Origin of the sequence: Paenirhizobium naphthalenivorans, assembly GCF_007992095.1 — a bacterium.
Classification (GTDB): domain Bacteria; phylum Pseudomonadota; class Alphaproteobacteria; order Rhizobiales; family Rhizobiaceae; genus Allorhizobium; species Allorhizobium naphthalenivorans.
In genome coordinates, this window is record NZ_BJZP01000002.1 from 209090 (window position 1) to 232833 (window position 23744).

Below are 23744 nucleotides of genomic sequence, written 5' to 3' on the forward strand. Positions count from 1 at the left end.
TGGCGCTATAACGCCTTTCAGGCGCCTTGGACAAGGATATTAGCGGTCAAGACTTGCCAAGTTGTTTCCTCAGGTCATAGAGCGCGTCGAGTGCCTGACGCGGCGTCATGTCATCAAGATCGAGACTTTTCAACATTTCCTCGACCTTCGACGGCCCCGCCTTCTTCGCCTCTTCACGACGAACAGCAACCTGGAACAGCGGCAGATCATCGATCAGCGAGCTTGCCGGATTCTTGCGGTCGGCATCCTCCAATAGGCTCAACACATCACGCGCCCGGGCCACGACGGAGGCCGGCAGGCCAGCGAGACGGGCCACCTGAATGCCGTAGGACCGGTCGGCCGCGCCGGGCCCAACCTCGTGCAGGAAGATGACATCGTTGTCCCATTCCTTGACCCGCATGGTGACATTGGAAAGACGGTCAAGCTTCTCCGAAAGCACGGTCAGCTCATGGAAATGCGTGGCGAACAACGACCGGCAGCGGTTGACCTCGTGCAGGTGTTCGACGGCAGCCCAGGCGATCGACAAGCCATCAAAAGTCGCCGTGCCGCGGCCAATCTCGTCGAGGATGACGAGAGAATGCTCGGTCGCCTGATTGAGGATGGCCGCCGTCTCGACCATTTCGACCATAAAGGTGGAGCGTCCGCGGGCCAGATCATCGGAGGCACCGACGCGCGAGAACAGGCGGTCGACCACCCCGATATGGGCCGAACCCGCCGGCACGAAGGAGCCCATTTGCGCCAGGATGGCAATCAGCGCGTTCTGCCGCAGGAAGGTCGATTTGCCGCCCATGTTCGGACCGGTCAAAAGCCAGATCGCTCCGTCGGTTCCAGCCTCGGACGGCGAAAGGTCGCAGTCGTTGGCGATGAAGGGGCTGGCCGCCTGGCGGCGCAGTGCCTGCTCGACCACCGGATGGCGGCCGGCAACGATTGAAAACATGCAGCTGTCATCAACCAGCGGCCGGCAGTAACCCTGTTCCTCGGCAAGGGCGCCAAGCCCCGACGCGACATCGATCATCGCCAGAGCCCGCGCTGCGGCCTTGATCGGCTCGGCATTCGACACAACCTCGGCCGTCATACGCTCGAAGGCCTCGAGCTCGATCGCCAGAGCCTGACCGGCGGCATTGGCGATGCGTGTTTCGAGGTCGGCCAGTTCGGTCGTGGTGAAGCGCATCGCGCTTGCCATGGTCTGGCGATGGATGAAGCGGGACTTGGCCACCTCCCCCTCGGTCATCGTGCCGGAGTTTCCCGCCGTCACCTCAATGAAATAACCGAGCACATTGTTGTGCTTGATCTTCAGCGACTTGATACCGGTTTCCTCGGCATATTGCAGCTGAAGCCCGGCGATCACCCGGCGCGACTGGTCGCGAAGTGCCCGAACTTCATCGAGTTCGGGAGAGGCACCTTGCTTGAGAAATCCGCCATCGCGTTTCAATAGAGGGAGGTCTTCCGCCAGCATCGTGCCGAGGAGATCGGCCACGCCCCCCGGCAGGGCCGAAAGATCGGAAACGGCCTTGGCCAGTTCCTCGGGCAGCGCCGTAGCGCCCAGCAGAGCAGCGACTTCGCCGGCAGTGGCGATTCCCTGCAGGATGGCGCCGAGGTCGCGCGGACCGCCCCGATCGAGAGCCAGGCGCGAAAGGGCGCGCGGCATGTCGGGCACCCGTTTCAACGCATCGCGCAACCGGTCGGAGAGCGAAGCTTCGGACAACATGAAGGCAACAGAGTCCTGACGCCGCGCGATCGCTTCCGGATCGGTCAGCGGCGACATCAGCCATTCAGCCAAGAGACGGGCGCCGCCACCGGTGACGGTGCGGTCGATCGCCTTAAGAAGAGAACCGTTGCGGTCGCCCGAAAGCGTCTTCACCAGCTCGAGATTGGCGCGCGTTGCCGGGTCGATGAAAAGCGTCGAGGCCGCACTCTGGCGCTCGGGAAGCCCGAGCGGCGGGCGCTCGGAGATCTGTGTCTTCTCGACATAGGCCACAGCCGCCGCCGCCGCCGCGATCTCGGCTCGGTTGAATGTTCCGAAACCGTCGAGCGTATTGACGCCGAAATAGCGGGCAATGCGCCCCTCGGCGGTCGCGCTGTCGAACAGCACCGCCGGCTGTGGCACGACGACACGGCCCAGCACGTCGAAGATGGGTTTCAGCTCCGGATCAAAGAAAAGCGCATCGGCGACAATCAGCTCTCGCGGTTCGATCCGAAGGATGTCGGCAAGCAACCGCCCCTCCTCCGTTTCGGCGAGACGAAAGATGCCGGTCGAAATGTCGATCCAGGCGAGCGCCAGCTGTGGCGTGGCGCCACCGCGGATGCGGGCGAGCGCCATCAGGTAATTGGATTCCGAAGGCGAGAGCAGCTTCTCCTCGGTCAGCGTCCCGGGGGTGACGAGACGCACGACATCGCGGCGCACGACGGACTTCGAGCCGCGCTTCTTCGCTTCTGCCGGATCCTCGATCTGTTCGCAGACGGCCACGCGAAAGCCGAGCGAGATCAGCCTTTGCAGATAGTCGTCAGCGGCATGGACCGGCACGCCGCACATCGGGATGTCATGACCGAGATGCTGACCGCGCTTGGTCAGCGTGATACCGAGTGCGCGAGAGGCTTCGACCGCGTCCTCGAAAAACAACTCATAGAAGTCGCCCATCCGGTAAAATAATAGACTGCCCGGATTGTTGGCCTTGATCTCGATATACTGTTCCATCATCGGCGTCGCCGATGCGCGGCTTTCCTCCGAGGCAAGCTCGGCGGCATTCAGGACCTCGTTCATGGGGGCGCTGCTTACTGTCACTGTCTAGTGTTTTCTTGAAAAAGAAGTCGTGCAACACTAACGACTTATGCCAAACAAAAACAACCACGAAGGACGGCCAAGCGACGGCTGCCCACAACTAGGTCGAGGGAACATGGCAGGCAAGGACCACAACGAGCGCAGCAAAACCTCCGTTACCGAGCAGGAAGCGCTCGATTTCCACTCCAAAGGGCGTCCCGGCAAGCTGGAAATCACCCCGACCAAGGCCATGGCTACCCAGCGCGATCTCTCGCTGGCCTACTCGCCCGGCGTTGCCGTGCCGGTCAAAGCGATCGCCGCCAACCCGGCGATGGCCTACGAATACACGACCCGTGGCAATATGGTCGCCGTCATCACCAATGGAACAGCGATCCTCGGCCTCGGCAATCTCGGGGCGCTCGCCGCAAAGCCGGTGATGGAAGGCAAGTCGGTGCTGTTCAAACGCTTCGCCGACGTCGATTCGATCGACCTTGAGGTGGACACCGAGAATGTTGAGGAATTCATCAACTGCGTGCGCTATCTCGGCCCCTCGTTCGGCGGGATCAACCTTGAGGACATCAAGGCGCCCGAGTGCTTCATCATCGAAAGCCGCCTGCGTGAGATCATGGACATCCCGGTTTTCCACGATGACCAGCATGGCACCGCCATCATCGCCGCAGCCGGCCTGCTCAATGCACTCGAGTTGACGGGACGCGACCTCAAATCGACCAAACTGGTCTGCAACGGCGCAGGTGCGGCGGCCATCGCCTGCATCGAACTGATCAAGGCCATGGGCTTCAATCCGGCCAATGTCATTCTATGCGACACCAAGGGCGTCATCTACCAAGGGCGCACCGAAGGCATGAACCAGTGGAAATCGGCGCACGCAGTCAAGAGCGACCACCGCACGCTGGAGGAAGCCATGAAGGGAGCCGACGTCGTGCTCGGCCTGTCGCAGAAGGGCGCCTTCTCCGCCGACATGATCCGCTCGATGGCGGCCAATCCAATCATCTTCGCCATGGCCAATCCGGATCCGGAAATCACCCCGGAGGAGGTCGCCGAGATCCGCGACGACGCGATCATGGCAACGGGGCGCTCGGACTATCCGAACCAGGTCAACAATGTGCTCGGCTTCCCCTATATCTTCCGCGGCGCGCTCGACGTGCGCGCCTCGCAGATCAACGACGCGATGAAGATCGCCGCCGTGCGGGCGCTCGCGAGCCTCGCCCGCGAAGACGTGCCGGATGATGTCGCCGCCGCCTATCAGGGCAATCGTCCGCGCTTCGGGCCGGAATATATCATTCCCGTCCCCTTCGACCCGCGTCTGATCTCGGCCATTCCTGTGGCCGTCGCCAGGGCCGCGATGGAAACCGGCGTGGCTCGCAAGGCAATCGACGATCTCGATGCCTACAGCCGCGAGCTTTCCGCCCGCCGCGATCCGATCGCCGCCACGACACAGAGGCTTTACGAGCGCGTCCGGCAGAACCCGAAACGCGTCGTCTTCGCCGAAGGCGAGGAGGAGCAAGTCATGCGGGCGGCAATCTCCTTCGTCAATCAGGGGCTCGGCACCGCAATCCTGCTCGGCCGCGACGCGCCGCTGAAGGAAACCGCGGAACGCGCCGGCATCGACCTCGATCGCCCCGGTATCGAAGTGGTCAACGCCCGTGTCTCGACCCGCGTCGAGGCCTATACCGAATATCTTTACTCCCGACTGCAGCGCAAAGGCTACCTGCTGCGCGACTGCCAGCGGCTCGTCAATACCGACCGCAACCATTTCGCCGCATGCATGGTGGCGCTCGGCGATGCCGACGCCATGGTCACGGGCACGACCCGCAACTATTCGACCGCGCTCGAAGACGTACGCCGTTGCATCGATCCGCAGCCGGGCCACCGAGTGATTGGCGTATCACTGGCTCTGACCCGTGGCCGCACGGTTCTCGTCGCCGACACCGCCGTGCACGATATGCCGACAGCGGAAGAACTTGCCGACATCGCGGAGGAGGCCGCAGGCCTTGCCCGCCGCCTCGGATATGAACCGCGCGTGGCGCTGCTCGCCTACTCGACTTTCGGCCACCCGACCGGCGAGCGCTCTGAACGCCTGCGTGAGGCCGTGAAGATCCTCGACAAGCGCCGCGTCGATTTCGAATACGATGGAGAAATGGGCGCCGACGTCGCTCTCAACGCGCACCGGATGGAACAATATCCGTTCTGCCGACTGTCCGGCACCGCCAATGTGCTCGTCATGCCGGCGATCCACTCCGCCTCGATCTCGACCAAAATGCTGCAGGAACTCGGCGGCTCGACGGTCATCGGGCCAATGCTGGTTGGGCTGGAAAAATCAGTGCAGATCGCCCAATACGGCGCCAAGGATACCGACATCGTCAACATGGCGGCAATCGCTGCCTACAATGCCGGCGAGTAAGCCAAAAGATTAAGGCGCCAGCACCCAAAAAAGAGCCCCCGGACCGGAAGGACGGGGGCTTCGTTCTTGCGTCACGCATCCGAGACGCAAATATCAGCTGGCGAAACGGCCAGCGTCCGCACCGTAATAATTACGATAACGATCAGAAATGCTGGATATCGGCAGGACGATCAGCGCGTCGGTCGTGTTGAATGCGTGATCGACGACGGCACCTTCGCCAATCATCGCGCCAACCCGCAGATAGCCCTTGATCAACGGTGGCATGGCGGCGAGCGCCTTGCGCGGGTTGATCGCCTCCACCGGCATCAAATCCATTTCACGGTAGAGTTCCGGAAGCGCCCGGACCGCCCATTCACCACGGGCAACGGCATTGTGATAGAGAAAGGAGAGCGCCAGCGCATGCTCTTCCGGTCGGATGCCCGGGAACGAGCCGCAGCCGAACATGGCATCGACGCGATTGGCCAACGCATAGGCCCAGCAGCCCTGCCACAGCAGTTCGACGGTACGCTTGGTGCGATACTCAGGCAACACGCAGGACCGGCCGAGCTCCATGAAACGCTTTTCCGGATGGCGCGCCATCAACGCTTCGACATCGAACTCGGTCGCCGAGTAGAAACCGCCACTCACCCGTGCCACATCGTGCCTCAGCAGTCGGTAAGTGCCGACGATCTGGTCCTCCGGGTCGCCCTCGACCGAGCGGTCGAACACGAGCAGATGATCGCAGATCACGTCCCAAGCATCGATGTCGCGCTTGCGCCGTGTCGCCTCCGGGGCAATCCGTGCACCCATCTCCTCGACAAACACTCGATAACGAACCGCCTGCGCGGCGTCGACTTCGCGCTCGTTACGGGCGATCCGTGTCTCGAAATTGCCGATACGGCCGAGCAGGCCTTGCGTCGAACGCCCCGCAGCCGCAGTGGACTGCGCGCCGCCATCGACAGAGGACACTCGATCCAAAAGTTCAATGCTCATAGCGACTCGTCCGGTTGCGTTTCAGGGCCATAAACCATGGCTGTGCGACAAGAAAGTGACAGATCACGCAGCAGCCGCAGCACGCATGCGGCAAATTCCACCCCTCTCAAGGGCGCCATTCAGCATCCAGTCTGCGGCATATAATAGTTTACGCTTTCGAAGCCCGATGCGCCAGTATCTCGTCGATGAAGATCAAACCCGCCCCTATGGTGATGAGACTATCCGCGAGGTTGAAAACGGCAAAGGACCAAGTCTGGGTGTAGAAAAGGACGTAGTCGACGACGTGGCCGTAGACGAAGCGGTCTATGATATTGCCGAGAGCGCCGGCAATGATCATGGCGAAGCCGAGATGGGCAATATGGTGGCCAGGCCCCGTGCGTCGCCAGAGCCAAAGAACGAATGCGACGATCGCGATCCTGAGCCCGACGATGAACCAGCCATGAGCATCGGCGAGCATCGAGAAGGCCACGCCGAGATTATGGGTGCGATAGAGCGCCAGCATGGGCGTCAACGGGACGATCTCATGCAGCGGCAGATAGAGCTCGACCGCGAGCTTGATCACCTGATCGAGCACAAGGGCCACGACAATGAACAGGGCGGCCGGAAGAGGGCGACTGAAGGGGGAAAGGAATTCACTCATTTGGGGGCGTCTAGGCTCAGCAAATGCCGACGCACTTCGAACAGCATGACACCGGTCGCGACAGCGAGATTGAGGGAATCGGCCCGACCCACCTGCGGAATGCGGGCGAGCGCATCGGCTGCACCCGCCAATTCATCCGGCAGGCCGGATTGCTCGTTACCCATCATCAGGATAACGGGCTTGCTGCGATAGTCGATCGTGCGATAGTCGACCGCACCCGCAAGATGGGTCGCGATAAGGCGCGCGTCGCAATCCTTCTTCCAGCGCAGGAAGTCGGCGGGTGTGGCCTTGACCAAGGGTACGGCGAAAAGCGAGCCCATGGTCGCACGCACGGTCTCGAGCGAGAACGGATCAGTGCAGTCTCCGACAAGGATCACGCCGGACGCGCCTGCCGCATCGGCGGTGCGGATGATGGTGCCGAGATTGCCGGGATCACGGACCCGATCAAGCGCCACCCAGGTCTCTACTCCGGCTGGATGGACATCTTTCAGCGTGGTCCATCGCTGTTCGAAGACCCCTGCGACCATCTGCGGATTGTCGCGCCGGGTGATCGACGACATGACCTTTTCGCTAACCTCGAGAACGAGGCCGCCGGAGGCGACGGTACGGGCAGCGACCTTCTCGACCATCGGCTTGCCCTTGGCTGCCTTGGAGTAGACCAGCGTGCGGATCGTCCAGCCAAGCTCGAGCGCGTCGATGACGAGCTTCAGGCCTTCCGCCATGAAGCTCTTCGTCGCATCGCGCCCCTTCTTCAGCGTGAGCGCCTTGATGTCCTTGATGATCGGATTGGCGAGGCTGGTGATCTCCTTCACCTGCCCGACTCGGCGCGGGCCGTCGTTGCGGAGTTCGTCGTTCATTTCGGCACCCAGCGACTGAAGAGAGAGGTGGAAAGTGCCCGGCCGGGCGTCTTGCCGTCAAGACCGGCCTCACGGATCACCAGTTCGCCTGATTCGACCAGCCCGCCTTTGCCGCGCATCGTCTCCCGCATCAGCTCGTGGATCGAATAGAAGCTTGCGCGGATCGAATAAGCGGTAAGCACCAGGCCAAGCGCTTTCGGCGCCAACAGTTCGCGGCAGATGTCGAGCATCAGCGGCAGGTGCTCGAACAATTGCCAGACCTCACCATTCGGGCCACGGCCGAATTTCGGCGGATCGGTCAGAATGATGTCATAGCGATGCCCGCGGCGTTCCTCGCGCTGGATAAACTTCATCGCGTCATCACAGATCCAACGGATCGGCGCCTTGTCGAGGCGGCTCAGCGACTGGTTTTCACGAGCCCAGCCGATGGCCTTCTTCGAGGCATCGACATGCGTGACTTCGGCTCCGGCCGCGGCCGCGACCAACGAGGCAACGCCAGTGTAGCCAAAGAGGTTCAGCACCTTGAGCGGGCGACCTGCGGTCTCGACACACTCCTTCATCCAACTCCAATGGGCGATCTGCTCCGGGAACACGCCGACATGACGAAAAGAGGTGAAGCGGCCGAGGAAATCCACGCCGAGCAGCGATAGCGGCCAGGTTTCACCGAGCGCCTCACGTGGGAACTTCCAGCGACCCATGCCATCCTCGTCGGTATCGCCGGTGAAGATCGCATCCGCCTTCTCCCAGACATGCGCCGGCAGAGCTTTCGGCCAGAGCGCCTGAGCTTCAGGGCGGACGACCCTATACGGACCATACTGCTCGAGCTTTTCGCCCGCACCACTGTCGATAAGATGAAAATCGCCGGCGCCCTGGGACTCGAGGATGAGTGGGACGCGCTCGGCCGGTCGCTCGCCGGTCCGTACAATCAGCGTACGCTGCGGCTCAATGGGAGCGCGCGCGCTGTCGTCCGGCGAAGGCGCTTCGGTCGCTCGTGGCGTTTGAGCCGCGCCTTCAGACCGGCGACTACCGCGCGGTTTGTAGGGCGCCGCCCTGTCCGCTTCGCGGGGCCCCGCCTTGACGGGTTTCGTCACCTTCCCGGCCTTTCCGGCGGATGCCTTCTGCATCGGCCGGCGTTCCTTGTTCTTCACGCGCTGATCCTGCTTATCGGTCCTGAAACTGAGCGAAACGCCTTAGCACCCCCGCACTGCAGGGAAAAGCGCTTTCACAAAGCGGCCACCCCTTTGCGCTTGACGCGCCTCACTTCGCCGAAATCTGTGGCTGGCTACTGCCGGCGAGTTGCTCGGCGCGGCTCTTGTGACGATCGGCTTCCGCCTGCCAGCGTACCACTTGGCGAGATTCAGCGCGCGCCTTCTTGCGATGCTTGCCCTGGGCGAGCCATGTCGCGGCCGAGCCCAGTAGCAGTCCGAGGATCAACGACAGAAACAGGAAAACGAAAAATGGCGCAGACAACGACAGCAGCGCGTCGTCCGGCTTGAAGGGATTGAGCGCCAGCGTCACGATCTGCCGATTGGCGACAGACAGCACGATCAGTACGATTGCCAGAGGCACGAAAACAACCAGGCTGACGACTCTCTTGATCATAGCGCACTACTCCTCGGCGGCTCGTCGCCCTGCATCCGCCCAACTCATCGGATGCATTCACAAATTATTCCCGCCCGCGGGCGTTTCAAACGCACGCGGATAGCCAATTTCACTCGTCGCCTTCGTCGCCCATGCCCGGATTGAGTCGCTCACGCAACTCCTTGCCGGTCTTGAAGAACGGCACCCATTTTTCCTCGACGAAGACCGTCTCGCCGGTGCGCGGGTTACGCCCCGACCGGGACGGTCGGTTCTTTACCGAAAAGGCGCCGAAACCACGCAGTTCGACGCGATTGCCCGCCGCCAGAGCGTCGGTGATCTCGTCCAGAACCGCATTGACGATGTTTTCCACGTCACGATGATAGAGATGCGGATTGCGCGCCGCGACAATCTGCACCAGTTCCGATTTGATCACGCGCGCCCCCTGAATGATTGAAGGAAACCTTGACCGCTCCAAACGTGCCAAACCAAAAAAGCACCGTCAAGAAACAACTTAGCCAGCACGAGGCATTGCACCCGGCCGTCGGTAAAACACCACAATGTGGCGCGATAATCAACCTGTACCGGCTTTGGCGTTCAATCCGAAGCGGAAAGGCGAGGGGGAGCGCCAATTGGACACCCCTGCCCCATGCAGGAACCCCTGCTTGTATTCGCATGCGCAATTTCCATATTGGCAAGCGAATGCAATAATGCGAGATGTCGGCCGGATTGCCCCCAAAGCGTTTCCGGGCGGGCAAACACCAACAGGCCCCATTTATGCTGAATCGCGTGGATAATGGTACGATGACCGCTGACAACCCGCCGGGCGGCGATGCCTATCGCCTGGCTGTCAGCCATTCAGCGCGCGTTAAGCGACTGAAAGTCCTGTTACCCGTCATTGCTTTCGTCATCTCCCTTGCCTTCGCCGGCGTGTCGGTGGTGCGGGCCTATTTGCCGGAAAACCTCCAGATCGCCTCCGCCAAGATCGAGAACGGCAAGGTCGTGATGGAAAAGCCGGCGATTGCCGGGCGCAACGGAGACGGCATCAGCTATTCGATGCGAGCCGAGCGAGCACTTCAGGACATAAAGAACCCGAACATCATCGCGCTTGAGACCATCACCGCCGCCGTGCCGCTAAACGAGAAGACCATCGCGCGGGTCGAGGCACTAAGCGGTGTGTTCGACCGGTCTTCCGACCTCCTCGACATGGACAAGCCTTTCACCATCAAGCTGTCGACCGGGATTGAGGCGAGCTTTCAGTCAGCCCATCTCGACATCAAAGGCGGCAAGATGGAGTCGACCGAGCCAGTCGCCATAAAAGCGCAAGAGGCGTCCATTGTTGCGCAGTCCCTCAAGATAACGGATAAGGGACGCATCATTACTTTTGAGGGGGCCGTTCGAGTGAACATCGAACCGTCCGCCATTCGCAAAACGGGCAATTGAGAGCCAGGCCAGTCATGAACTTCGAACGCCGCATATCGCATTTGAAAGCCGGCCTGCTGGTCGCAACCGGCCTTATGTTGCTGACCGGATCTCCAGTAGCGCTCGCGCAGGCAACCAAGAGCAACCTGAACGGCCTGAAGCTGTCGAATGACCAGCCGATCCAGATCGAGAGTGATGCGCTGGAGATCCGCGAGCAGGACAAGACCGCGCTGTTTTCCGGCAATGTCAAGGTTGTCCAGGGCACGACCACGTTGCAGTCCGGCAATATGACCGTGCACTATCGCGGAGAAGGAACCAGCGTCACTAACGGCAATGCCGATATCGAGAAGATCGATGTGACGGACAAGGTGTTCCTGTCTTCGGGAACCCAGCAGGCGACTGCGGACAAAGGCACATTCAATCTCGATTCCCAGATCTTCGTCCTTGAAGGCGACCGGGTCGTCCTCTCCGAAGGGCAAAACGTCTTCGTCGGCTGCAAGCTGACGGTGCAGATGAATTCCGGAGAGGCCAAGCTCGACAGCTGCGGCGGACGGGTGCAAATCCAGCTAGACCCGAAGTCGCAGAAGAAATAACAGCATCGGCCGTAACGTGAAGATTCCCTTCGTCTCAAAACTGATCGGTGCGAAACGCGCGCCGGAGCTTCCAGCTGCGGAGGCGCGCCTTGACAAGACGCGCTACGAAGGCACGCTGATTGCTCACGGCTTGACCAAGAGCTATGATACCAAGCGCGTGGTCAACGGCGTGTCGCTGGTTGTTCGCCGCGGCGAGGCCGTAGGCCTACTGGGACCGAATGGTGCCGGCAAGACGACCTGCTTCTATATGATCACCGGCCTCGTTCCGGTCGATGCCGGCACGATCGCCATCAACGGCAATGAAGTTACCAGCATGCCCATGTATCGGCGCGCGCGTCTCGGCGTGGGTTACCTGCCGCAGGAAGCCTCTATCTTCCGGGGCTTGACGGTCGAAGACAACATCCGTGCCGTGCTTGAGCTGCACCAGAGCGACCGCAAGAAGCGCGAGGCCAAACTCGACGAACTGCTCGACGAGTTCCACATCGAAAAACTGCGCAAATCGCCTGCGGTGGCACTTTCGGGCGGCGAACGTCGTCGCCTGGAAATTGCCCGCGCACTCGCCACCGATCCGACCTTCATGCTACTTGACGAGCCCTTTGCCGGCGTCGACCCGATCTCGGTTTCCGATATCCAAAACCTCGTACGCCACCTGACGGCCCGCGGCATCGGCGTGTTGATCACCGACCATAACGTCCGGGAAACACTGGGCCTGATCGATCGCGCCTATATCATCCATGCCGGCGAGGTGCTGACCCACGGGCGCGCCAACGACATCGTCAACAATCCCGACGTGCGCCGCCTCTACCTGGGCGACAAGTTCAGCCTCTGACACCCTGATTTCAAGAAATTCACCGCATCCCACGGTTCGACTTGACCAAATCCTTCAAAAAAGCAATTTTTGGGCCAAGTGGAGTTCCGCGACCTTTTTCGGCGCCATCGCGCCGGGACGGCCCTGGAGAATGTAGGGAGTATAGCGTCCGCCATGGCTTTATCGGCCAACCTGTTCCTGCGCCAGAATCAGTCCCTGGTCATGACGCCGCAACTGATGCAGTCCATACAGTTGCTGCAAATGACCCATCTCGAATTGATTAGCTTCATCTCGCAGGAGGTGGAGAAGAACCCGCTTCTGGAAATGGCGTCGGATGACAGTGAACCCATGGCAGAGCCGCGGGCAGGCGGCAGCGAGGAGACATTCGCTGGCGCCCAGACGGAAGGCAATACGGCCGATGAAGGGGAGCATCCGAGCGCCTCACTTGACAGCGAGTGGTACGAGCCCGGCCATGGAGACGGCCTCAACGAGCGCCTCGACACCAATTTCGACACAGCCCTATCCGACGAAGGGACCGCCAGCCGTGCGGACGCGCCGGAACTGCTCGGCCAGTGGAAGTCGATGCCGGGCGGCGGAGCGGAAACGGGAGAGGGCTACGATCTTGACGATTTCGTCGCGGGTCAGGTCAGCATTCGCGACCATCTCGATCAGCAGATCCCCTTCGCCTTTTCCAAACCCTCCGATCGGTTGATCGCTGCGGTCCTGACCGACCACCTCGATGAGGCGGGCTATCTGCGTGCCGATCTCGCCGAGATTGCCGAACGTCTGGGGGAAACGGCTGAACGCGTCTTGAGCGTGCTGGAGACATTGCAGGCCCTGGATCCTCCCGGTATATTTGCGCGTTCGTTGAGCGAATGCCTGTCAATTCAGCTCAGACAGCGTGATCGGCTCGACCCTGCAATGCAGAGCCTGGTCGACAATCTGGAACTGCTCGCCAAGCGCGATTTCAACATGCTCAAAAAGCTCTGTGGCGTCGATGAAGAAGACTTGGTCGACATGTTGGCCGAGATCCGCAAGCTTAACCCGAAGCCTGGCAGCGGATACGAAAATACCATCTTGGAATCGATCATTCCCGACGTCGTCGTGCGTCCGGCGCCGGACGGAGGCTGGCGCCTCGAACTCAATCCGGACGCCCTGCCCCGCGTACTGGTCAACCAGGATTACGTGACGGCAGTCGGCAAAGGCAGCAAGGCCTCGGATAAGGACCAAGCCTTCCTGTCGGAATGCCTACAGAATGCCAACTGGCTGACCCGAAGCCTCGACCAGAGGGCGCGAACGATCGTCAAGGTCGCGAGCGAAATCGTGAGGCAGCAGGACGCCTTTCTAAAGCACGGCGTCGATCACCTCAGACCGCTCAATCTCAAGACCGTGGCTGATGCGATCAAGATGCATGAATCGACTGTCAGCCGCGTGACCTCCAACAAATACATGCTGACGCCGCGCGGCCTCTTCGAGCTCAAGTATTTCTTCAGCGTCTCGATCGGCTCCGCGGAAGGCGGCGACAATCATTCGGCGGAGGCAGTCCGCCATCGCATCCGCATGATGATCGCCCAAGAGAGCCCCGATGCCGTTTTGTCCGACGACGATATCGTTCACACGCTGAAATCCACAGGCGTGGATCTCGCTCGCCGGACTGTTGCAAAGTACCGCGAGGCGATGAATATCCCCTCTTCTGTCCAACGCCGCCGCGAAAAGCGGGCGCGGGCCAAAATCCCTGCAATTTAGGATCGCCCATATAGCTGCAGGTTGAGGAAACCTTAAGAAACCGTTGACTTTTGCGGGCGGCAGGGCTAGAAGCCCGCGCCGATCGACACAGGTTCACAGACGTTCCGACTTATCCCCAGACGACGCCAGGCACAGAGGAATCGAACCGACATTAGCGCTCGAAAAGCTTGGATGCGGGAAGGGCTTGGCGTAAACTGCTATTCGCCAACCAATGATAAGAAGGGAAACGCCATGAGTGTTCGTGTAGCCGGCAAACATATGGAAATCGGCGACGCTTTCCGGCAGAAGATCGGTGAGCGGGTCGAAGAGGCCGTCACGAAGTACTTCGACGGAGGGTATTCAGGGCAGGTTACGGTTACGAAGTCGGCGGCTGCTGACGCGTCATTTGTCGCCGATTGCATGGTGCACCTGGACGCAGGAACCAATTTGCAGGCGACTGGTTCTGCCAACGATCCGCAGATCGCCTTCGACATGGCTGCCGACCGGATCGAGAAGCGCCTGCGCCGCTACAAGCGCAAGCTCAAGGACCACCATGCAAACGATCAGGCAAGTGCGTCGATCGAGATCGCCTATACGGTCATGGACGCGGTCCCGGACGAACATGAGGAAGTGCCGGAGGACTTTGCTCCGACAATCGTTGCGGAAAGCACCAAGTGGCTGCGTACCATGTCGGTAGCCAATGCCGTCATGGCACTCGACATGACGGACGAGCCGGTGCTTTTGTTCCGCAGCCCCGGCAACCAAGAAGTCAACATCGTCTATCGTCGTAATGACGGTAACATCGGATGGATCGATCCCGCCAATATCAAGGGCTGACACGTCCAACGGCGCGCGGCGGTCCGCCGCCGCTCGCCCCACCTTTGTCTCGGCGGAATGAAGGATTTTGAAATGGCCTTGGCAGATTTACTGCAACAAGATGCGGTCGTTCCCGCCCTTCGGGTGAACTCCAAGAAGCAGCTATTGCAGGAACTGGCGGTCAAGGCCGCCAAGCTGACAGGAATTCCGGAACGGGAAATCTTCGACGTCATCCTGCAGCGCGAGCGGCTGGGATCCACCGGCGTCGGTAACGGCATCGCCATTCCGCACGGCAAGCTCAATCGAATCGATTCCATAACCGGGATCTTCGCCCGACTGGAAACACCGGTCGATTTCGAAGCTCTCGACGATCAACCGGTCGATCTGGTTTTTCTGCTGCTGGCCCCCGAGGGCGCCGGCGCCGACCATCTGAAGGCGTTGTCGCGCATCGCCCGCATCCTACGCGATCAGGAACTGGTGGCTAAGTTGCGGGCAACTGATTCGGCCTCGGCCATCTATGCCTTCCTTAACGAGGAACAGGCATCGAACGCCGCATGACGGCAGCGTAAGTCAGCCAAAGGAAAAGCGCCCATCGGGCGCTTTTTTTTGTTCGATTACTAAGCGAGCGGCGTCTCAGGTCTTATTTCCATCCGTGGCATCGCCATTGGCCTCTGTCTTCGGCCCGCCCTTGGCGACGCCGACCATGGCCGGACGCAAAACTCGGTCACCGATCGCGTAACCGGCCTGCACCACTTGAACCACGGTATTGTTCGGTACCTCCGAATTGGGGATCTCAAACATGGCCTGATGGAAATTCGGGTCGAACTTCTGGCCTTCCGCGTCGATCTTGCGGACGCCATGACGCTCAAGCGTCGAAAGCATACCACGTTCGGTCATCTCCACCCCCTCGATCAGAGCCGAAAGCCCGGCATCAGCCGCGCCACGCGCTTCATCCGGAAGGGCTTCAAGCGCACGGCGCAGATTGTCCGAAACCGACAGCATGTCGCGGGCAAAACCGGTGACGGCATAGGTCTTGGCATCCTTGAGCTCGCGCTCGGTACGGCGACGCAGGTTGTCCATCTCCGCGGCAAGCCGCAGGAAACGATCGCGCAGTTCAGCATTTTCCGCTTTCAGCGCCTCCAACTGGTCGACCAACGCTTCGGTCGCGACATCTGCTGAATTCTGCTCCGCATCGCTGGCAGCAGTATCGCCAGCCGTTGCGTCAGGTCCGTTGTTGTTGGCTTCGTCGGTCATGACGTCCTCCGAGTGACAGTGTTGGGAATTCGTGCCCGATATCAGGGTTTGAAGTGGAAAAATCAAGGCTTGAGCAAAAGAAGTCTCGTGCCACAGCCTACCTAAAGCCCGGAACGCGAAAGCCGCGCCATGAGTTGCGCAGTATAGTCGACCATCGGCACGATGCGGGAATAGTTGAGCCGGGTGGGACCGATCACTCCCACGGCCCCGACGATACGGTCCTCGCCGTCGCGATAAGGCGCGACAATCAGCGACGAGCCCGAGAGCGAAAAGAGCTTGTTCTCCGAGCCGATGAAAATACGCACGCCCGGACCACTCTCGGCCAGATTGAGGATTTCAATCAGGCTCTCCTTACGCTCCAGGTCGTCGAACAGCAGTCGCAGCCGATCGACGTCTTCGGAGCCGGCCAAACCCTCGAGCAGATTGGCGCGACCGCGCACAATCAACCGGGTGGGCTTATGCTCCTCACTGCCGCCCGACCAGACGGCAAGACCGCGCTCGACCAGATCCTGTGACAGCGTATCCAACTCGCCGGCGACCTGTTGTTTTAGCTTTACCAACTGGGTGCGCAGTTCCGGCAGGGTCTGGCCGGTCATATTGGCGTTGAGGAAATTGGCGGCCTCGGTCAGTTGCGAGGCAGTGATTCCGGCCGGCAGGTCAATGATGCGGTTTTCGACCTGGTTATGTTCGCCGACCAGCACGGCCAACGCCTTGGTCGGCTCCAGCCGTATAAACTCGACATGCTTGAGGATGGGATCGCTCTTGGCGGAAATCACCAGGCCTGCGCCGCGCGACAGGCCTGACAGCATACGGCTTGCCTCGGTCAAGAGGCTTTCCATCGGCTGAGCCGGTCCTGGCGGGCGGATCTGCCTGTCGATGCTGCCGCGCTCCTCTTCGGAAAGGTTACCCACCTGCATGAAGGCATCGACAAAGAACCGCAGACCCTGCTGTGTCGGCAGGCGGCCCGCGCTGACATGCGGCGCATAAATCAGCCCGAGATCCTCGAGATCGGCCATGACATTGCGCACCGACGCGGGCGACAACGACATCGGCAGCAGGCGCGAGAGGTTGCGCGAACCAAGCGGGTCACCGGATTCCAGATAGGTCTCGACGATTCGCCGAAACACCTCGCTGGAACGATCATCCAGCGAGGTGGCGACGTCGTTCAACAGTGACTTGGGCTCTTTCATACGTCGCACAGGCATAGTTTGTCTGTCATTGGGATGAAATATAATCACTCCACCACCGATCACCAAAGGGAATCTCGCCAAGTCTCCTGCTAACGACCGGCCAAAATGGTTTTTCTTTGCAAATCGTACTCATGAACCGTAGAAGGCCTCTAACAATTCCAGGAGCGGACTATGCGGCCATCAGGCAGAAAAACCGACCAAATGCGCAAGGTGTCCTTCGAGCGCAATTTCTCCAAGCACGCCGAGGGTTCCTGCCTCGTCAAGTTCGGCGACACCCATGTGCTGTGCACGGCGAGCCTTGAGGAAAAAACCCCGCCGTGGCTGCGCAACAGCGGCAAGGGCTGGGTCACGGCGGAATACGGCATGCTGCCACGCGCCACGGGCGACCGTATGAGGCGCGAAGCTGCAGCCGGCAAGCAGAGCGGACGCACCCAGGAAATCCAGAGACTGATCGGCCGCTCACTACGCGCCATCGTCGATCTAGAGGCGCTCGGCGAGCGCCAGATCACCATCGACTGCGACGTCATCCAGGCCGACGGCGGCACCCGTACGGCGTCGATAACGGGTGCATGGATCGCGCTGCATGATTGCCTGAAATGGATGGAAGCGCGCAGCATGGTAAAGGTCGAGAAGGTCCTCAAGGACCATGTCGCCGCAATTTCCTGCGGCATCTTCGCCAACCAGCCGGTCATCGACCTCGACTACCTGGAAGACTCCGCCGCCGAGACCGACGCCAATTTCGTCATGACCGGTTCTGGCGCGATCGTCGAAGTGCAGGGCACGGCCGAAGGCGCCCCCTTCTCCGAGGAGGAGTTCCTGACGCTGATGCGACTTGCCCGCAATGGTATCGGCGAACTCGTCCAGATGCAGAAACAGGCATTGCTCTAAGCGAGGCAGCACAGGGGAACAGGAGAAGTGACGCAAGTCCTGGAGGGCATCCTTGAGACCGCACTCTACGCCGCCGATCTCAATGCGGCAGAAGGCTTCTACGGGGGCGTGCTTAACCTCGAAAAAGTGAGCCGCCAAGGCAACCGGCATCTCTTCTATCGCTGCGGTGCCGGCATGCTCCTGATCTTCAACCCCGCAGAGACGGCGCAACCTGTAGCAGCCGGGGCCCTGCCGGTGCCAAACCATGGCGCCACCGGTCCGGGCCATGCCTGCTTCCGGGTCTGCGGCGCGGCTCTGGACGGCTTGGTCGAACGGCTGCGTCAGGCGAATGTTACAATCGAAGCGGACTTTCTGTGGCCGAACGGGGCGCGCTCGATCTACTTCCGTGACCCGGCCGGCAATAGCCTGGAATGCGCGGAGCCTCGGCTCTGGAACATCGAATAGGATTTGACCGCATGCGCAAGCTTGATACCCGCACCATCATCGTCGCCAGCCATAACGCTGGCAAGATCGCCGAGATCGCCGACCTGATCGGTCCGTTCGGCTTTTCGGCCAAGAGCGCCGCCGAACTAAAATTCGCCGAGCCGGACGAAACGGGCACGACCTTCGAGGAGAATGCCGCGATCAAGGCGCTGGCATCTGCCCGCGCCTCCGGCCTGCCGGCGCTCTCTGATGATTCCGGCCTCGTCGTTGACGCACTCGATGGCGCACCCGGCGTCTATACCGCCAACTGGGCCGAGCTCGAAGACGGTAGCCGTGATTTCGCCATGGCCATGGAGAAGGTCGAAAAGGCGCTTTCTGAGCAGGGCGCGACGACGCCCGAGCAGCGTAGCGGCCGTTTCGTCAGCGTGCTTTGCCTGGCCTGGCCCGATGGCCACACCGAGTTCTTCCGCGGTGAAATCGACGGCACGATCGTCTGGCCGCCACGCGGCACCTCCGGTTTCGGCTATGATCCGGTGTTCCAGCCGGAGGGCTTCAAGACTACCTTCGGCGAGATGACTTCCGAAGAAAAACATGGCTGGAAGCCAGGAGACCCCGAGGCTCTTTCGCACCGGGCCCGTGCCTTCAAGAAGTTCGTCGAAACCTGTCTGGAGGCCTGAGCTGCCGATGCAAGAGGCCTCGCCGCTTCTCCTTCCCGATACCGGCGAACCGGGGTTCGGCGTCTATGTGCATTGGCCCTTCTGCGCGGCCAAATGCCCATATTGCGACTTCAACAGCCATGTCCGCCATCAGCCGGTCGACCAGCCGCGTTTCGTCTCCGCCTTTCTGCGTGAGATGGAAGAGATGCGGCAGCTGAGCGGCCCGAAGACCGTCACCAGTATCTTTCTCGGCGGCGGCACGCCGTCGCTGATGGATCCGGCGACCGTCGGCGCGATCCTCGAAGGCATCGCCCGCCAATGGCACGTGCCGGACGGTATCGAGATCACCATGGAGGCCAATCCCTCAAGCGTCGAGGCCACCCGCTTTCGTGGCTATCGGTCGGCAGGCGTGAACCGGGCATCGCTGGGCGTCCAGGCACTCAACGATCCAGACCTGAAGTTCCTCGGCCGCCTGCACGACGTCGAGGACGCGCTGAAAGCGATCCGACTGGCGCGCGAAATCTTCCCGCGCATGTCCTTCGACCTGATCTACGCCCGGCCCCACCAGACGGTCGAGGCCTGGGAGAAGGAACTGCGCCTGGCGATCTCCTACGCTGTTGACCACCTCTCGCTTTACCAACTGACCATCGAGGAAGGGACGGCCTTCTACGGTCTGCATAAGGCCGGGAAGTTCATCGTTCCGGACGAGGAACAGTCGGCACTGCTCTATGAGGCGACGCAGGAGATCACCGCAAGCGAAGGCCTTCCGGCTTACGAGGTCTCCAACCACGCGCGGCCCGGCGCCGAAAGTCGCCATAATCTGACCTACTGGCGCTACGGCGACTATGCCGGCATCGGTCCCGGCGCGCATGGCCGGCTGACGCGCGGCCGTGACAAGCTGGCAACCGCCACTGAGCGCAATCCGGAAGGCTGGCTGGCCGCAGTCGAACGCGACGGCCACGGCATGGTCGAGCGGGAACTGCTGGGATTGGATGAGCAGGCCGACGAATTGCTGCTCATGGGGCTTCGACTACGCGAGGGCGTCGATCTCGCCCGCTGGCAGCAGCTTTCCGGCCGAGATCCAGACCCGCTGCGCGAGCAGGCTTTACTGGAACACGGATTTATCGAACGGCTGGGCAACTCGCGACTACGCTGCACGCCGAAGGGGATGCTGATCCTCGACGCGGTGGTCGCCGACCTCGCCTGCTAGTGATAAGGGGGGATGCGGATGCCGGTCGACGATGCCTTTGCCCGCTACGATATGGCCATCCTCTACGATAGTTTTAACACCCACGGAGTCGATGACGATTTTTACCTGGGCCTGAGCACAGCGCCTTGCCGCATCCTGGATCTCGGCTGCGGCACCGGCTCGCTCTCGCTGAGACTAGCCGCGCTCGGCCATTCCGTCACCGGGCTCGATCCGGCGCCCGGAATGCTCACCGTCGCCCGCGAAAAGGACAAGGCGGGGCGGGTCCGCTGGATTGCGGGAGATGCCCGCGACTTCGCGCTCGGCGAGACCTTCAATCTTATCATCATGACCGGCCATGTGTTCCAGGTCTTCCTTGAAGATGAGGAGACGCTCGCCGTGCTTGCCAACGCCCGGAAGCATCTCGCACGGGACGGGCAGCTTGTCTTCGAAAGCCGCAATCCGTTTGCTCGGGCATGGGAGTGCTGGACTGCGGAAAAGACCCGGGAACAGACCGATGTTGCCGGCGTCGGCCCCGTCGAGGTCTTCTATCATGTCAACGGGGTTTGGGACGATCTCGTTCGCTTCGACGCCGTTTTCACCCTGTTGGAGACGGGTGAACAACGGATCAGCCCAAGTACGCTGCGCTTTCCAAGCCCGGAAGCCATCGCCAAGCTGCTTACCGAGGCCGGATTTTCGTCCGTCGAATGGATGGGGGACTGGGTCGGATCGGCATTTGCTCCAGACAGTGCCGAGATCATTGCCATCGCCCGAGCGTGAGGCCGTAGCCCCGCCGACGATCCACCACGATCAATTGCGAGGCGGCTTGGGCCTCGCGACGACGTGCAGCCACTCGGTCGCGACGCCGTCAAAGCCGCCGCCGTTGACCTGTTCGATCACTGGCGCCTGGAAGCCTGCCTCCAAATAGACCCGGCTCAGCCAGCTTGAACCGGGACGGTTGTAATATCGGCCAAGGCTGTCCCGCCCTTCGCGACCGCCGGTCTTGTAGCTCGCATAGAACAATCCGGATGGATTTAGCAGCAAGGCGATCTTCGCCAGCACATCTGGAAGTTCCTTGCGCGGTACGTGCAGTAGGCAGGCGCTCGCCCAGATCCCGTCATACATCGCCGCACCGTGGAGATCCTCGAACCGCAGGGTCTCAACCGGCCGGCCGAGACGCCTTTCCGCCTCGCGCGCCATGGCCGGAGAACCGTCGGTTGGGGTGACGTCGAAGCCGGCGGCGATAAGACGCGCCGCGTCATGGCCTGCGCCGCAGCCAAGTTCGAGCACGGATGCGCCAGGCGGCAGATCCGCCATGAAACGATCAAGCCACATGCGCGCCGCGCCCGATGAACGGGCAGCGTAATCCTCGGCGTTACCCTCGTAAAAGTCGACCGACGACCGGACCAATTGCACCTCGCAGATTAATTGAAGAAGGCCGGCGTTTCCGCCGGCCCCTCATCAGGCGTTATTCTCGTTGATCAGCCGCTTCAGCAGCTCGATCTCGTGGCTGAGTTTGGTATCCCCGGACACCAGCTCCTCGATCTTGCGAACGGCATGGAGAACTGTCGTGTGATCGCGGCCGCCGAAGCGTCGGCCGATTTCCGGGAAGGAGCGCGGGGTCAGGGTCTTTGCCAGATACATGGCAATCTGGCGCGGCTTGACGATCACGCGCGTGCGACGGTTCGACACCAATTCCTGGCGCGAAACATTGTAGTGCCGCGCGACGATACGCTGGATATCCTCAATGCGGACCCGCTTCTGTTCGGATGCGCCGACCAGATGAGCAAGCAATTCGTCAACCCGTTCGACCGACAGGTTCGGCTCGAAGGAGCGTCGGAAGATCAGCTGATTGAAGGCGCCTTCCAGATCCCGGCCGCTACTAACAACGCTGCGGGCGACATGCGACAGGATTTCCAGCGGTATGTCGAGCGAGACATCATCCTTCTTGGCCGCGTCCAGCCGGCTCTTCAGCATTTCGAGGCGCATTTCGTAGTCGGGCGATTCCAGTTCAAGGGCAACACCGCCCTGAAGGCGCGAGCGCACCCGCGGATCAAGCGACTCCAGCTCCCACGGCGCACGGTCGGCAGCAACGACAACTTGCTTGGCGCTGTCAAGCAGCATGTTGAGCAGATGGCAGAATTCATGCTGGATCATCTTGCCCTGCAGGAACTGCATGTCGTCGATGATCAGAAGGTCGATGTTGCGTAGCGAATCCTTGAGCGTCAGGGCGTCGTTATCACGAATGGCGGTGGCGAAACGCCACATGAAATATTCGGCGGTCAAATAAACTACGCGGGGCGCCCGCGGGCTCTGGACCGCGGCATTTGCGATTGCCTGCAACAGGTGTGTCTTGCCGAGGCCGACGGAGGAATGGATGAACAACGGATTGAAGCGAACCGCACCGGCACCGGCCTCGGCGATCGTTTTCGCCGCAGCAAGGGCGACGCGATTGGAAGAGCCTTCAACATAGCCTTCAAAGGTGTAACGGCTATCGAGCGGCGAGCCGAAAAGCGGCCCATGGGGGGCGCTGCGGGCCGGGGCCACATTTCCGGCAGAGGCGGCAAGTTGGCCGATCGGCTGGGCGGACGGCTTGCGGGCGGGCGTAGTCGGGGCGGCATCAGTGGCGGGACGCTCGTCCGCGGCTGGCGCCTTCAGGTTGCGGCTTGCGCTGCGCACCAAGATCTCGACCTTGAGAATGGCCGGGTCTTCCTGCTGGAAAATGGAGGTAATCAGGTCAAGGTAGCGATTGTTGATCCAGGACTTCAAAAAGGTCGTCGGCACAGTCAGACGGACAAGGCTCTTCGACGCAGAATGCAGCTTCAGACGGCCGAACCAGCTGGCATAGACGTCGGCACCCACCTGCGCCTTCAGCCGCTGACTGACGCGCTCAAACAGCACATCATGTTTCATTTCGGAACCGTTCCCCGCCGCATCGGAGCACACAGCGCCCCGCGCCGTCTGCGCTTGGTCCCCGTTGCCCAGCGCACCAGCCGTCATTGTATTCATTTGCATCTTGCCGCCTTTTCACTTCTCTATCTCATCGGGCGTCGAACGTCCGATGACAAACTTATCCCCGTGCGGTGTGACGGACCGCGCCCACACAGCCGTCATCGCATGACTTGGCCCAGCCAAAAGACCCCATGCAATGCGAAACGCGGCCGCTACCTCAACAGCGACGAGCATTCCGCGCCTGCACCGCGAACTTTCATCCTCGACATGAAAGAACTCGGTGTCAGCGAGATCCCTTTCCCTTTCCTCTGCGCCGACTGATCACTGGCGCGTTTGACAAAATCCACCTCAAGCGGGAATCGTTAGATTCCCGGCACAAGACCAAAGATGTCTGAAGAAACGGAATGAGAAAATCCCGCCACAAGTGACTTGAAGCGATCCTGACACGCAATTTGCCAGTTCGGATCACCTCCGGAGCCTAACTCCGCGCCCCTTGTTGAGAAGTATTAAGGCAGGATCAAAAGTGAAGATCAACTGTGATTTTTACGTCGAATTTGGCTGCGGCCATTGACTCATGCGCACTTATCAGACCGTCACAATTGCC

The 23744-nt window shown here is 61.0% G+C and carries 23 protein-coding genes; 12 read left to right on the forward strand and 11 right to left on the reverse strand.

From position 1 onward, the window contains the following. Positions 1 to 46 precede the first annotated feature (46 nt). Positions 47 to 2761, reverse strand: coding sequence for a DNA mismatch repair protein MutS (gene mutS / locus RNA01_RS02890; RefSeq protein WP_147178448.1), 2715 nt, complete (start codon positions 2759 to 2761; stop codon positions 47 to 49). Between the two features lie 133 nt (positions 2762 to 2894). Between mutS and RNA01_RS02895 the strand changes: the two genes are divergently transcribed. Continuing rightward, positions 2895 to 5180 carry an NADP-dependent malic enzyme gene (locus RNA01_RS02895; protein ID WP_147178449.1) on the forward strand — a complete coding sequence of 762 codons (2286 nt, stop codon included), beginning with the start codon at positions 2895 to 2897 and terminating at the stop codon, positions 5178 to 5180. A 93-nt stretch (positions 5181 to 5273) separates the two neighbouring features. On the opposite strand, the gene olsB is transcribed toward RNA01_RS02895, so the two are convergent. From olsB to RNA01_RS02925, 6 genes are all read right to left on the reverse strand, one after another. Then, positions 5274 to 6152: a l-ornithine N(alpha)-acyltransferase gene (olsB, locus tag RNA01_RS02900; protein ID WP_147178450.1), complete on the reverse strand. Its 879-nt coding sequence runs from the start codon at positions 6150 to 6152 to the stop codon at positions 5274 to 5276. A 148-nt stretch (positions 6153 to 6300) separates the two neighbouring features. Continuing rightward, positions 6301 to 6792 (reverse strand): signal peptidase II, encoded by a 492-nt coding sequence (gene lspA, locus RNA01_RS02905; protein ID WP_147178451.1) that lies wholly within the window; start codon positions 6790 to 6792, stop codon positions 6301 to 6303. Beyond that, entirely contained in the window at positions 6789 to 7649 is an 861-nt protein-coding gene (locus tag RNA01_RS02910) for a TrmH family RNA methyltransferase (protein ID WP_147178452.1), read from the reverse strand. The genes lspA and RNA01_RS02910 overlap by 4 nt, the downstream gene beginning before the upstream one ends. Continuing rightward, positions 7646 to 8773: a class I SAM-dependent methyltransferase gene (locus tag RNA01_RS02915; protein WP_147178581.1), complete on the reverse strand. Its 1128-nt coding sequence runs from the start codon at positions 8771 to 8773 to the stop codon at positions 7646 to 7648. Before RNA01_RS02915 ends, RNA01_RS02910 begins: the two co-directional genes overlap by 4 nt. A 133-nt stretch (positions 8774 to 8906) precedes the next feature. Next, complete coding sequence (locus RNA01_RS02920; protein WP_147178453.1) at positions 8907 to 9251, reverse strand: lipopolysaccharide assembly protein LapA domain-containing protein; 345 nt, start codon at positions 9249 to 9251, stop codon at positions 8907 to 8909. A gap of 109 nt (positions 9252 to 9360) precedes the next feature. Next, on the reverse strand, positions 9361 to 9678 hold the full coding sequence (locus RNA01_RS02925) for an integration host factor subunit beta (protein ID WP_170253342.1): 318 nt from the start codon (positions 9676 to 9678) through the stop codon (positions 9361 to 9363). A gap of 326 nt (positions 9679 to 10004) precedes the next feature. Between RNA01_RS02925 and lptC the strand changes: the two genes are divergently transcribed. From lptC to ptsN, 6 genes are all read left to right on the forward strand, one after another. After that, positions 10005 to 10670 carry an LPS export ABC transporter periplasmic protein LptC gene (lptC, locus tag RNA01_RS02930; RefSeq protein WP_147178455.1) on the forward strand — a complete coding sequence of 222 codons (666 nt, stop codon included), beginning with the start codon at positions 10005 to 10007 and terminating at the stop codon, positions 10668 to 10670. Between the two features lie 14 nt (positions 10671 to 10684). Then, complete coding sequence (locus RNA01_RS02935; RefSeq protein ID WP_147178456.1) at positions 10685 to 11242, forward strand: LptA/OstA family protein; 558 nt, start codon at positions 10685 to 10687, stop codon at positions 11240 to 11242. A gap of 16 nt (positions 11243 to 11258) precedes the next feature. After that, a complete protein-coding gene (lptB, locus tag RNA01_RS02940; protein WP_147178457.1) occupies positions 11259 to 12071 on the forward strand; it encodes an LPS export ABC transporter ATP-binding protein in 813 nt (270 codons plus the stop codon). Between the two features lie 153 nt (positions 12072 to 12224). After that, positions 12225 to 13796 (forward strand): RNA polymerase factor sigma-54, encoded by a 1572-nt coding sequence (gene rpoN, locus RNA01_RS02945; RefSeq protein ID WP_147178458.1) that lies wholly within the window; start codon positions 12225 to 12227, stop codon positions 13794 to 13796. A gap of 231 nt (positions 13797 to 14027) precedes the next feature. Further along, positions 14028 to 14612, forward strand: coding sequence for a ribosome hibernation-promoting factor, HPF/YfiA family (gene hpf / locus RNA01_RS02950; RefSeq protein ID WP_147178459.1), 585 nt, complete (start codon positions 14028 to 14030; stop codon positions 14610 to 14612). 72 nt (positions 14613 to 14684) lie between these two features. Next, positions 14685 to 15149: a PTS IIA-like nitrogen regulatory protein PtsN gene (gene ptsN, locus RNA01_RS02955; protein ID WP_147178460.1), complete on the forward strand. Its 465-nt coding sequence runs from the start codon at positions 14685 to 14687 to the stop codon at positions 15147 to 15149. A gap of 75 nt (positions 15150 to 15224) precedes the next feature. Here the strand turns inward: ptsN and grpE are convergent, their stop codons facing one another. Next, positions 15225 to 15887 carry a nucleotide exchange factor GrpE gene (gene grpE / locus RNA01_RS02960; RefSeq protein WP_268906683.1) on the reverse strand — a complete coding sequence of 221 codons (663 nt, stop codon included), beginning with the start codon at positions 15885 to 15887 and terminating at the stop codon, positions 15225 to 15227. Between the two features lie 59 nt (positions 15888 to 15946). Further along, positions 15947 to 17035, reverse strand: a complete 1089-nt coding sequence (gene hrcA / locus RNA01_RS02965) for a heat-inducible transcriptional repressor HrcA (RefSeq protein ID WP_147178462.1) — start codon at positions 17033 to 17035, stop codon at positions 15947 to 15949. 171 nt (positions 17036 to 17206) lie between these two features. Here hrcA and rph point away from each other — a divergent pair, with 171 nt between their 5' ends. The 5 genes from rph to RNA01_RS02990 are packed head-to-tail and all read left to right on the forward strand — an operon-like array spanning position 17207 to position 20968. Next, complete coding sequence (gene rph / locus RNA01_RS02970; protein ID WP_147178463.1) at positions 17207 to 17923, forward strand: ribonuclease PH; 717 nt, start codon at positions 17207 to 17209, stop codon at positions 17921 to 17923. 27 nt (positions 17924 to 17950) lie between these two features. Beyond that, positions 17951 to 18367, forward strand: a complete 417-nt coding sequence (locus RNA01_RS02975; protein ID WP_147178464.1) for a VOC family protein — start codon at positions 17951 to 17953, stop codon at positions 18365 to 18367. Positions 18368 to 18378: 11 nt separating this feature from the next. Beyond that, on the forward strand, positions 18379 to 19023 hold the full coding sequence (gene rdgB, locus RNA01_RS02980; protein ID WP_147178465.1) for an RdgB/HAM1 family non-canonical purine NTP pyrophosphatase: 645 nt from the start codon (positions 18379 to 18381) through the stop codon (positions 19021 to 19023). 7 nt (positions 19024 to 19030) lie between these two features. Beyond that, complete coding sequence (hemW, locus tag RNA01_RS02985; RefSeq protein ID WP_147178466.1) at positions 19031 to 20212, forward strand: radical SAM family heme chaperone HemW; 1182 nt, start codon at positions 19031 to 19033, stop codon at positions 20210 to 20212. A gap of 18 nt (positions 20213 to 20230) precedes the next feature. Continuing rightward, positions 20231 to 20968, forward strand: coding sequence for a class I SAM-dependent methyltransferase (locus RNA01_RS02990; protein ID WP_147178467.1), 738 nt, complete (start codon positions 20231 to 20233; stop codon positions 20966 to 20968). A 30-nt stretch (positions 20969 to 20998) separates the two neighbouring features. On the opposite strand, the gene RNA01_RS02995 is transcribed toward RNA01_RS02990, so the two are convergent. Both RNA01_RS02995 and dnaA read right to left on the reverse strand, forming a co-directional pair. Further along, positions 20999 to 21604 carry a class I SAM-dependent methyltransferase gene (locus RNA01_RS02995; protein WP_147178468.1) on the reverse strand — a complete coding sequence of 202 codons (606 nt, stop codon included), beginning with the start codon at positions 21602 to 21604 and terminating at the stop codon, positions 20999 to 21001. A 45-nt stretch (positions 21605 to 21649) separates the two neighbouring features. Continuing rightward, positions 21650 to 23203 carry a chromosomal replication initiator protein DnaA gene (gene dnaA, locus RNA01_RS03000; RefSeq protein WP_147178469.1) on the reverse strand — a complete coding sequence of 518 codons (1554 nt, stop codon included), beginning with the start codon at positions 23201 to 23203 and terminating at the stop codon, positions 21650 to 21652. Positions 23204 to 23744: the final 541 nt, after the last annotated feature.

Coding starts and splice junctions, on each gene's coding strand:
- mutS (WP_147178448.1), bottom strand. CDS start 2,761: ATGAACGAGGTCCTGAATGCCGCCGAGCTTGCCTCGGAGGAAAGCCGC.
- RNA01_RS02895 (WP_147178449.1), top strand. CDS start 2,895: ATGGCAGGCAAGGACCACAACGAGCGCAGCAAAACCTCCGTTACCGAG.
- olsB (WP_147178450.1), bottom strand. CDS start 6,152: ATGAGCATTGAACTTTTGGATCGAGTGTCCTCTGTCGATGGCGGCGCG.
- lspA (WP_147178451.1), bottom strand. CDS start 6,792: ATGAGTGAATTCCTTTCCCCCTTCAGTCGCCCTCTTCCGGCCGCCCTG.
- RNA01_RS02910 (WP_147178452.1), bottom strand. CDS start 7,649: ATGAACGACGAACTCCGCAACGACGGCCCGCGCCGAGTCGGGCAGGTG.
- RNA01_RS02915 (WP_147178581.1), bottom strand. CDS start 8,773: ATGCAGAAGGCATCCGCCGGAAAGGCCGGGAAGGTGACGAAACCCGTC.
- RNA01_RS02920 (WP_147178453.1), bottom strand. CDS start 9,251: ATGATCAAGAGAGTCGTCAGCCTGGTTGTTTTCGTGCCTCTGGCAATC.
- lptC (WP_147178455.1), top strand. CDS start 10,005: ATGCTGAATCGCGTGGATAATGGTACGATGACCGCTGACAACCCGCCG.
- RNA01_RS02935 (WP_147178456.1), top strand. CDS start 10,685: ATGAACTTCGAACGCCGCATATCGCATTTGAAAGCCGGCCTGCTGGTC.
- rpoN (WP_147178458.1), top strand. CDS start 12,225: ATGGCTTTATCGGCCAACCTGTTCCTGCGCCAGAATCAGTCCCTGGTC.
- hpf (WP_147178459.1), top strand. CDS start 14,028: ATGAGTGTTCGTGTAGCCGGCAAACATATGGAAATCGGCGACGCTTTC.
- ptsN (WP_147178460.1), top strand. CDS start 14,685: ATGGCCTTGGCAGATTTACTGCAACAAGATGCGGTCGTTCCCGCCCTT.
- hrcA (WP_147178462.1), bottom strand. CDS start 17,035: ATGAAAGAGCCCAAGTCACTGTTGAACGACGTCGCCACCTCGCTGGAT.
- rph (WP_147178463.1), top strand. CDS start 17,207: ATGCGGCCATCAGGCAGAAAAACCGACCAAATGCGCAAGGTGTCCTTC.
- rdgB (WP_147178465.1), top strand. CDS start 18,379: ATGCGCAAGCTTGATACCCGCACCATCATCGTCGCCAGCCATAACGCT.
- hemW (WP_147178466.1), top strand. CDS start 19,031: ATGCAAGAGGCCTCGCCGCTTCTCCTTCCCGATACCGGCGAACCGGGG.
- RNA01_RS02990 (WP_147178467.1), top strand. CDS start 20,231: ATGCCGGTCGACGATGCCTTTGCCCGCTACGATATGGCCATCCTCTAC.
- dnaA (WP_147178469.1), bottom strand. CDS start 23,203: ATGCAAATGAATACAATGACGGCTGGTGCGCTGGGCAACGGGGACCAA.